Here is an 8,941-nt window from a genome sequence, read left to right as displayed (position 1 = left end):
CCGGAAAGGGCAACGCGGACCTGCTACACCTCGACTCCGAGTCGCCCGACCGGGCGGCTCGGAGTCGACGTTTTTCGCGTCGCACGCTTAGGCTTATTGGGTGGATCTCGTGTATATAGTTTTGACCGTCGTTCAGATCGGCGTATTGCTGATGGGGGTCTACGCCTTCGTGCACGCGGCGATGCAGCGGCCCGACGCATACACCGCCGCCGACAAGATGACCAAGCCGGTTTGGTTGATCATCTTGGGCGTTGCCGCGCTGCTTACCGCGGTATTACCGGCGTCGTCGGTGATGGGGATGGTTATCGGGGCCTGCGCGGCGGGTGTCTACCTGGTTGACGTTCGGCCGAAACTTCTTGAGATTCAGGGCAAGTCGCGATAGCGGGATGCGAGCTTTGACCCTCGCGGCGACCGTGATCGTCGCGCTGTTGGGTGCCGCTCCGGCATCGGCCGATCCGGACACCGCCGGCGCGGGAGCGCCGCAGGATCCTCGGTCCCCGCCGCCGTTCGTCGACCACGTTCTTTGGACTCAGTGGAACCAGCTGCCCAGCCTGCGGGTGTATCCGACGGCGTCCGGCCGAACGGCCGCCCGGCAACTCGGTTCGGCCGGTCCCGACGCCGATGAGGCGTGGTCCGAGGTGCTCGCTCTGGCGTCCGATGCGGCTACCCCGGGTATGCGCGAGCAGTTCCTCTGCCATTGGGAGTTGGCCGAGGTTCTCCAGCCGGGCAAGGCCAGCTGGAATCTGGAGCGGTGGCGGCCGGTCGTCGACGCCACCACGATGATCGGCTCTGGATGCAACCCCGGCGGTTCCGAAGAGAGCTTTTGATGCCCGGCCGACGGACCCGCGCCCAGGTGGCGGCCCTCGTCGATCACACCCTGCTCAAACCCGAGGCCACGGCCGCTGAAGTGGCCGCCGCCGCGGCCGAAGCCGCAGCCCTGGGCGTCTACGCCGTGTGCGTCTCGCCGTCGATGGTGCCGCACGCCAACACCGCAGGGGTGCGGGTGGCCACGGTTGCCGGGTTCCCTTCCGGGAAGCACCTGCCCGAGCTGAAGGCACGGGAAGCGGCGCTGGCTGTGGCGTCCGGTGCCAGCGAGGTCGACATGGTCATCGACATCGGCGCCGCGGTTGCCGGTGACGTCGACGCGGTGCGGTCAGAGATCGCGGCAGTGCGAGCCGCCGTAACCGCCGCCGTGCTCAAGGTGATCGTCGAGTCGGCGGCGCTGTTGACGCTGGCCGGCGAGCAAACCCTGGCCGACGTTTGTCGCGCCGCCGAAGACGCCGGCGCGGATTTCGTGAAGACCTCGACGGGTTTTCATCCCGTCGGCGGGGCGTCGGTGGCCGCTGTCGCGCTGATGGCCGACACCGTCGGCGGACGGCTCGGGGTCAAGGCCAGCGGCGGCATCCGCACTGCCGCCGATGCTTTGGCGATGCTTGACGCAGGCGCCACCCGGCTGGGGCTGTCGGGCACCCGCGCGGTGCTCGACGGGCTGGACTGAGCCTCAGCCTCCGCTGAAGCAGTCCTGACCGGACTGCGGCTGCGACGACGACGTCGGGATGGTGGCGTTTTGGGCAGAGAACGTCGCCTCCACCCCGCTGTCGGTGACCTTGACGCTGTCGGCGTGGATGCCCAGCGGATAGTTCTGGGTCGCTTTCGAGGTGAGGTCGTCCAGGTCCTTTTGGACTGTGGTTGTTGACATCTTGGAGCCCAAGGCGCTCAAACTGACCACCTGCAGCGACAGCCCGTTGTTGACGATCTGCGGCTTGACGGTCGCGCTGTCGAACGTGCCCTTCAGTGAGACCGTGCCGTCACTGGGGTTGGTGGTGACGTCGCCGGTGACGAACTTGCCCAGCACCGGGATGGCGTCCTGGATCGACTGCTTGATGCCATCCGCCGACCAGGTGATGGTGCCGTTCAGTGAGCCGATCGTGCCCTGAGAGTTGTTGGTGTTACTTAATTTAATGTTGCGGATGTCCAGGCTCACCTTCATGCCTTTGGCCGACCGCACCTGATTGCCCGCAGTCTGCACGGAGATGTCGGAGTAGTCACTGGTGAGGTATTGCCATAGCACCGGCGGGACCGGGGTGAAGGACACGGTGGCGCTGTCTTGCACCTCGCACTGCACCGCGCTTGCCACCTTGCTACTCGCCAGGTGGCGGGTATACAGCTCGGCGCCAATCGCACCGGCGAGGACCACCAGCACCACGATCGCCAGGATCAACAGGATCGCTGTCCGGTCAGCGAAAAAGCCGTGTTTGCTCTTCACCGGTGTGTCTGGCGACGGCGCCGGTGTCGCTATCCGGGTGGTGGTGGCATGTTCGTGTGGGGGCGGCGGACCGGGCTGATGCGGCCGCGGATTGGGTGGCAGACCGGGCTGTTACGGCGGCCGATTCAGCGGCGGACCCGGTTGTTGCGGTGGCGAACCCGGTTGTTGCGGCGGTGAACCCGGTTGCTGCGGTGGGCGATTCGGCGGGGGGCCGCCGTGGCGGATCTGGCGAGTCGGGTACTCGGACGGCGGTGGAGGCTGGCGTCGTGGCGGTACACCCCGGTTGGGCGGCCCGGCCGGCCTGGGCGGACGACCCCCTTCCGACGGGTCGCCGCTTGATGGCCCTCGTGAGTTCGTCATGAGCGCGATTCCTTATCCCCGTGGCGGTCGGTCCTAAACATGGGCGAAGCAGGGGTCGGTCTGGCCGGCTGGGATGGAGGCGTTGCGCGTCGAAAAGTGAGCCACCACGCCGTCATTGGTGACCTGCACGCTGTCGGCGTGGATACCCAGCGGATAGTTCTTGGTGAGTCCGGAGGTGAAGGTGTCCAGCGCCGATTGCGCCGCCTCGTGCGGGAGCGTGGTGCCCATCGCGGTGACCTTGACCACCTGCAGTGACAGCCCGCTGCCGGCGACCGCCGGCTTGACGGTGACACTGCCCAAGCCCATTGCGCCGTTGAATTCGATGGTGCCGGCACTGGTGTTGGTGCTGACGCTGTTGATCAATCCGCCGACGAGTGGAACACCGTTTTGCACGGTTTCCTTGATGCCGTCCGACGTCCAGGTGATGGTGGCATCCAGCGCGCCGATGGTTCCCTTTGAGTCAGCGCTGCCGTGCAGGTCAACGTCGTTGATGTTGATGTCCGCCCTCATTCCCTTAGCGTCGCGGATCTGGTGCCCTGCGGTGTGGATGGAGATGTCGCGGTAGTGGCCGGTGATGTGTTGCAACAGGAACGGGGTGGGGCCGAAGGACACCGTGGCCTGGTCCTGCACCACGCATTCGGTGGCCGTGGCCACCACGTTGTCGGCGCGGTGGCGGGCATACAGCTCGCCGCCGATCAGACCGGCGACGGCTAACGCCGCCACGATGACCAGAACCAGGATGATCGACACCGGGTCGCCGAGGAAGCGGCGTTTGGTTTTCACGGGAGCTGCTGGGTCCTGCGACGGGGGCTGTTCGTAAGGCGACGCAGCCGGGAATTCCAGTGTCGGCGCCGTAACGGTCTGGTGTGCCGGCTGGACTGGTGGCTCATGCCCAGCCACCTGGGTTGTTGGCGACTCGGCCGGCGGGGCCGGTTGGGTACCCGGACTCTGGCCGCCCGGACGAGCCCATATCGACGGGTCCTGGTGCGGCGGTCCTTGCGGATTCGTCACCTGGGCGATTCTGCCTTATCCCCATGAGCGAAAGCTATGTGGTTGCGCAGCACCGCGATTGTTTCGCGGGCTTCGGTCACCCGATCGAGGGCGATGTCGGTGACCAACAACTGCGGATCGGCTCCGGCCGAGGCCACCACCTCGCCGAACGGGGAAACCACCAGGCTGCCGCCCACCCCGGTCGGCGCGGTCGAAGCCAGCGGCTCGCCCGGATCGGCCTGCCCGGCGGCGGCGATGTAACTGGTGGAGTCCAGCGCCCGAGCCCGGGCCAGCAGCGTCCACTGCTCCAGCTTGCCGCGGCCAGAAGCCCACGACGCGCTGACGGTGATCAACTGGGCGCCGCAGCGCGCCAGCGCGGTGAAGAGTTCGGGAAAGCGTAGGTCATAGCAGGTGGTCAGCCCCACCCCGACGCCGTCGACGGTGATCACCACCGGCTCGTGGCCCGGCGCGACGGTGTGCGACTCGGAGAAGCCGAACGCGTCGTAGAGGTGAATCTTGTGGTAGTGGGTGTCGGGCTGATTCGGTGCGCTCGGGCCCACTGCCAGCAGCGTGTTGGTGACCCGCCCGTCATCGGCCGGGCTGAACATGCCCACGATCACGGTGATGTTCGCGTCGGCGGCGATCCGGCGTACCCCGTCGGCCCATGGCCCGTCGACCGGCTCGGCGATCGGCGCCAGCGGTACCCCGAATCGGCACATGGTCGCTTCCGGGAACACCAGCAATCGCGCGCCGGCGTCGGCAGCCCGCCCGGCGTAGTCCCGCACCAGCTGCAGGTTGTCGGCCGGGTCGGTGCCGGACAGGATCTGCGCCACCGCAATCCGCATGACCACCAGCCTAGGGCGATCGCAAGCGCGGCGGAGCCGGGCGCAGCGGGTCGACCTGAATACGCAGTGGGATCGCCCCGGATGCCAGAATTCAATCGAGCTAGCAAGGGAGAGGGGTCATGAAGGTGGACAACTGGGCAACACGGGTGGGAAGCGTGGCGGGCGGATGATCGAGTTCACTCTCACGCGGACCACGACGGCGCCAATCGAGACGGTGTTCGACGCCCTCACTGACCACCGCGCGATCGCGGACTACGTGTGGGCGTGCCGTCGCAGCACGCTAGATCGCGAAGGAACCCCCGCACCAAACGGTGTCGGTGCGATCAGACGCATCGAGGCGGTCGGGCCTCCTATCGTCGAAGAGATCATCGACTATCGGCGACCCACCCGTTATGCGTACAAGTTGCTCTCAGGCGCGCCGGTCCGGGATCACGTCGGCACGGTCGAGCTGCGCGAAGCAGGAACCGGAACCGCGGTCAGCTGGCACCTACGGTCGACACCCAAGATCCCCGGTCTTGATTGGTTGTTATCGCCGGTGCTGAAGAAGGTCATCGGCGAACTCCTCAAGGGCGGTATTACCGCCGCCGAAGGCGGCGCCCGAACACGGTCATGATCAGGCGGTTTCGCCGATCCACGTGGTGGTGAAACGCTGCTCGGCGATCAGCAACTCGACGAGTTGGTTACCGATGAAGTTCTCCAACTTGCCGCCGACCAGCGGGATGCGCACCTCGACGGTGGCCCGGAGCTTCATCCGGGCGCCGCCCGACTCCGCCACCGGCTCCAGCACCGCGGTGCCGGTCAGCGACGCCGGCGAGTCCAGGATCGAGCCGGTGATGGTTGCGCTCGCCGAGCCGTTGGTGACCGGCTCCCATCTCTCCTCGCGGCGGATGCGCAGATCGCCGCGGTGGAACTGGGTGACTATGCCCGGGAGCCGGTCGCTGCGCAGCACTTGTGTGGTGATCACGTCGATGCTGCCGTCATCTCCGGATGGACCGCCGATTTGTATCGAATCCAGCGCGGTGTCGTCGGCGCCCGAATCGGCGAGCCGGGCCAGCCAGTACTCCTCTTCGCTGAAGGCCTGCAAGACCTCTTCGACGGTGACCGCATAGTCGGTGGACATGTCGAACGAACGCGGCATAGCAGGTCAGGCTACCGTCAAGACTCATGAAACCGGGTGACGTGGGAACGCTTTTCGCCGGTGCGGGCGTCGACGAGGCGGTGCCGCTGGCGCCGCTGACCACGCTGCGGGTCGGTCCGGTCGCGCCGCGCGTCATCACCTGCACCAGCACCGAGCAGGTGGTCGCCACGCTGCACCACCTCGACGGCGAGGGTTGCCAGCCGCTGCTTGTGTTGGCCGGGGGCTCGAACGTGGTGATCGCCGAGACGCTGACCGACCTGACCGTGGTGCGGCTGGCCACCGACAGCATCAGCGTCGACGGCAACATCGTGCGGGCCGAGGCCGGGGCGGTGTGGGACGACGTGGTTGTCGCGGCGATCGCCGCAGGCCTGGGCGGGCTGGAGTGCCTGTCGGGCATTCCCGGCTCGGCGGGGGCCACCCCCGTGCAAAATGTCGGCGCCTACGGCGCTGAGGTGGCTGACACCCTGACCCGGGCCCGGCTGCTGGACCGGCGTAGCGGCGAGGTGCGCTGGGCGCCGCCCAGTGAACTGGGATTCGGGTATCGCACCAGCGTGCTCAAGCACGCCGACGCGGCCATCGTTTTGGAGGTGGAGTTCGCGTTGGACCCGTCGGGCCGCAGCGCGCCGATGCGCTACAGCGAATTGGTCGCGGCGCTGGGCGTGACGACCGGGGAGCGCGCGGATCCCGCGGCGGTCCGCGAGGCGGTGCTCGAGTTGCGTACCCGAAAGGGCATGGTGCTCGACCCGGCCGACCACGACACCTGGAGCGTGGGCTCGTTTTTCACCAATCCGGTTGTCGCGCCAGAGTTTTACCAAGAGCTGGCGGGTAGCGCCAGCGGGACGGGCCGCGCAGTGCCGCACTATCCGGCTCCCGACGGCGTCAAACTGGCCGCCGGCTGGCTGGTCGAGCAAGCCGGCTTCGGCAAAGGCTATCCGGACGTCCCAACTGCGCGCTGCCGACTGTCCACCAAGCATGCGCTTGCTTTGACGAACCGCGGCGGGGCCAGTGCCGCCGACGTGGTGGCGCTGGCGCGCACCGTGCGGGACGGGGTCCGCGATGTGTTTGGTGTCACACTGACACCCGAGCCGGTGCTGGTCGGCTGCTCGCTGTAGTGCGCGTGGGGCAGCCGGTCCATTTTCGCCGGTATCTTGTTGTGTCGTGGACACTGCGCGCGGCCTCTCGCCGGTCAACCGACGCCGGGCTTTGACGACCCTGGCCGTCGGCATCTTTGCGCCGAACGTGTTAGCCGCTTGCTTCGGCGGGCCGAGCAAACAAGCGGAGAAGGCCAAGCCACCGGCAGAGGTCAGCGTGACGTTCCGGCCGGCCGATAAGGCCACCGAGGTGGTCCCGACCGCACCGATCACCGTCGAGGTGCGCGACGGCTGGTTTCAGCACGTTGCGTTGACCAACTCGTCCGGCAAGGTGATCAAGGGTGCGTTGAACCGGGACCGCACCATCTACACCGTCACCGAGCCGCTCGGCTACGACGCCACCTACACCTGGAACGGATCGGCGGTAGGCCACGACGGCAAGGCTGTGCCGGTGCAGGGCAAGCTCACCACGGTCGCGCCCACCAAGGTCATCGACGGTGGGTTCCAGCTCGCCGACGGACAGACCGTCGGGGTCGCGGCGCCGATCATCATCCAGTTCGACGCGCCGATCGCTGACAAGGCCGCCGTCGAGCGGGCCTTGAAAGTCAGCACCGAGCCGCCCGTCGAGGGCAGCTGGGCGTGGCTGCCCGACGAAGTCGGTGGCGCCCGAGTGCACTGGCGAACCCGCGAGTACTACCCGGCCGGCACCAAGGTCAGCGTCGACGCCAAGCTCTACGGGCTGCCGTTTGGCGAGGGCGCCTACGGCAAGCAGGACATGAGCCTGAACATCGAGATCGGTCGCCGCCAATTGGTCAAAGCCGAAGTGCCCTCACACCGCATCCAAGTGGTCCGCGACGAGGGCGTCATCATGGACTTCCCGTGCAGCTACGGTGAAGCCGACAAGGCCCGCAACGTGACCCGCAACGGCATTCACGTGGTCACCGAGAAGTACTCCGACTTCTACATGTCCAACCCGGCCGCCGGCTATTCGAATGCACACGAACGCTGGGCGGTGCGGATTTCCAACAACGGCGAGTTCATCCACGCCAACCCGGCCAGTGCCGGCGCGCAGGGCAACACCAACGTCACCAATGGCTGCATCAACCTGTCGACGTCCGACGCCCAGCAGTACTTCAGCAGCGCGATCTACGGCGACCCGGTCGAGGTGACCGGCAGCACGATCGAGCTGTCCTACTCCGACGGCGACATCTGGGACTGGGCCGTCGACTGGGACACCTGGGTGGGCATGTCGGCGCTGCCGCCGGCCAGCGGAGCCAAGCCGTCGCCGGTGTCGATACCCCGCAACGCCCCGGCCACTCCCCGCAATGCGCCGACGTTGTCGGGCACCCCGACGACGCCGCCTAGCGGCCGACCCGGCGGCTAGACCCGGCGGGTAGTGCTCGCCTGATCGCGCGGCCGGATGACGATCTGGTCGAGGTTGACGTGCGACGGCCGGGACGCCACGAACCCGATCACCTCGGCGATATCGGCCGCGACCAGCGGCGTCATGCCCGCATAGACGGCGTCGGCGCGCTGCTGGTCGCCGCCGAAGCGGACCAATGAGAATTCGGTTTCGACCGCTCCGGGAGCAATCTCGGTGAGCCGCACCGGTTTTCCCAACAGCTCGCCGCGCAGCGTGCGGTGCAGCGCGCCCTGGGCATGTTTGGCCGCCGTGTAGCCGGCGCCGCCGTCGTAGACCTCCAGGGCCGCAACCGAGGTGACGGTGACGATCAGGCCGTTGCCGGAGTCGATCAACTTGGGCAGCAGCGCACGGGTTACCCGCAGCGTGCCCAGCACGTTGGTCTCCCACATCCACCGCCAGTGCTCCAGGTCCGCGTCGGCTACCGGTTCCAGGCCCTTGGCGCCGCCGGCATTGTTGACCAGCACATCAACCCGACTGAGCTGACCTGCGAGCTCTTCCACTGCCGCATCATCAGTGACGTCGGCCACGATGGCGGTTCCACCGATCTCGGCGGCCAGCGCGTTGATTTGGTCGGCCCGGCGTGCCACGGCCACCACGTGAAAGCCTTGCGCGGCAAGGGTTTTCGCGGTTGCCTCGCCGATCCCGGCGCTAGCGCCGGTGATCACTGCGACCCGTTGCTCAGCGGTTGTCATCTGAACAACTCTAATAAGCGTGCTAAATTCCTCGTGTGTACTCCAGCTCCTTGTTCGGCTACACCTCCGCGTGTCTGTTCGCGGACTGCGCGTTTTGTTGCCGCGCAGCTAGCCGCGCCTGAGCGAACCCCAAGCG

Annotated in this window: 11 protein-coding genes; 6 read left to right on the top strand and 5 right to left on the bottom strand. The window is 67.2% G+C overall.

Annotation, left to right across the window (positions count from 1 at the left end; translation table 11 throughout):
* The first annotated feature begins 151 nt into the window (after positions 1-151).
* From WAN71_RS26840 to deoC, 3 genes are read left to right on the top strand one after another with little or no spacing between them, the layout of a single operon-like run.
* Positions 152-382: a DUF2516 family protein gene (locus tag WAN71_RS26840; RefSeq protein ID WP_422228234.1), complete on the top strand. Its 231-nt coding sequence runs from the start codon at positions 152-154 to the stop codon at positions 380-382.
* Positions 383-386: 4 nt separating this feature from the next.
* Positions 387-827, top strand: a complete 441-nt coding sequence (locus WAN71_RS26835; protein ID WP_422228233.1) for a DUF2599 domain-containing protein — start codon at positions 387-389, stop codon at positions 825-827.
* On the top strand, positions 827-1,498 hold the full coding sequence (deoC, locus tag WAN71_RS26830; protein ID WP_422228232.1) for a deoxyribose-phosphate aldolase: 672 nt from the start codon (positions 827-829) through the stop codon (positions 1,496-1,498). The genes WAN71_RS26835 and deoC overlap by 1 nt, the downstream gene beginning before the upstream one ends.
* Before the next feature lie 3 nt (positions 1,499-1,501).
* Here deoC and WAN71_RS26825 read toward each other — a convergent pair whose 3' ends face one another.
* The 3 genes from WAN71_RS26825 to WAN71_RS26815 all read right to left on the bottom strand — a co-directional run bounded on the left by WAN71_RS26825 (position 1,502) and on the right by WAN71_RS26815 (position 4,461).
* Complete coding sequence (locus tag WAN71_RS26825; protein ID WP_422228231.1) at positions 1,502-2,266, bottom strand: DUF2993 domain-containing protein; 765 nt, start codon at positions 2,264-2,266, stop codon at positions 1,502-1,504.
* Between the two features lie 393 nt (positions 2,267-2,659).
* A complete protein-coding gene (locus WAN71_RS26820; protein ID WP_422228230.1) occupies positions 2,660-3,637 on the bottom strand; it encodes an LmeA family phospholipid-binding protein in 978 nt (325 codons plus the stop codon).
* On the bottom strand, positions 3,634-4,461 hold the full coding sequence (locus WAN71_RS26815) for a carbon-nitrogen hydrolase family protein (RefSeq protein ID WP_422228229.1): 828 nt from the start codon (positions 4,459-4,461) through the stop codon (positions 3,634-3,636). Before WAN71_RS26815 ends, WAN71_RS26820 begins: the two co-directional genes overlap by 4 nt.
* A 166-nt stretch (positions 4,462-4,627) precedes the next feature.
* Here WAN71_RS26815 and WAN71_RS26810 point away from each other — a divergent pair, with 166 nt between their 5' ends.
* On the top strand, positions 4,628-5,074 hold the full coding sequence (locus WAN71_RS26810) for an SRPBCC family protein (RefSeq protein ID WP_422228228.1): 447 nt from the start codon (positions 4,628-4,630) through the stop codon (positions 5,072-5,074).
* On the opposite strand, the gene WAN71_RS26805 is transcribed toward WAN71_RS26810, so the two are convergent.
* Positions 5,075-5,599 carry a DUF2505 domain-containing protein gene (locus WAN71_RS26805; RefSeq protein ID WP_422228227.1) on the bottom strand — a complete coding sequence of 175 codons (525 nt, stop codon included), beginning with the start codon at positions 5,597-5,599 and terminating at the stop codon, positions 5,075-5,077.
* A gap of 26 nt (positions 5,600-5,625) precedes the next feature.
* Here WAN71_RS26805 and WAN71_RS26800 point away from each other — a divergent pair, with 26 nt between their 5' ends.
* On the top strand, positions 5,626-6,711 hold the full coding sequence (locus WAN71_RS26800; protein ID WP_422228226.1) for a UDP-N-acetylmuramate dehydrogenase: 1,086 nt from the start codon (positions 5,626-5,628) through the stop codon (positions 6,709-6,711).
* A gap of 46 nt (positions 6,712-6,757) precedes the next feature.
* Positions 6,758-8,074 carry a L,D-transpeptidase gene (locus WAN71_RS26795; protein ID WP_422228225.1) on the top strand — a complete coding sequence of 439 codons (1,317 nt, stop codon included), beginning with the start codon at positions 6,758-6,760 and terminating at the stop codon, positions 8,072-8,074.
* Here the strand turns inward: WAN71_RS26795 and WAN71_RS26790 are convergent.
* Complete coding sequence (locus tag WAN71_RS26790) at positions 8,071-8,805, bottom strand: SDR family NAD(P)-dependent oxidoreductase (RefSeq protein ID WP_422228224.1); 735 nt, start codon at positions 8,803-8,805, stop codon at positions 8,071-8,073. The genes WAN71_RS26795 and WAN71_RS26790 overlap by 4 nt on opposite strands.
* Positions 8,806-8,941 lie beyond the last annotated feature (136 nt).

This window comes from Mycobacterium sp. (assembly GCF_049280035.1).
GTDB lineage: Bacteria > Actinomycetota > Actinomycetes > Mycobacteriales > Mycobacteriaceae > Mycobacterium.
Note: the sequence above shows the minus strand (reverse complement) of the source record. Positions and strands in the feature narration are given on the sequence as shown.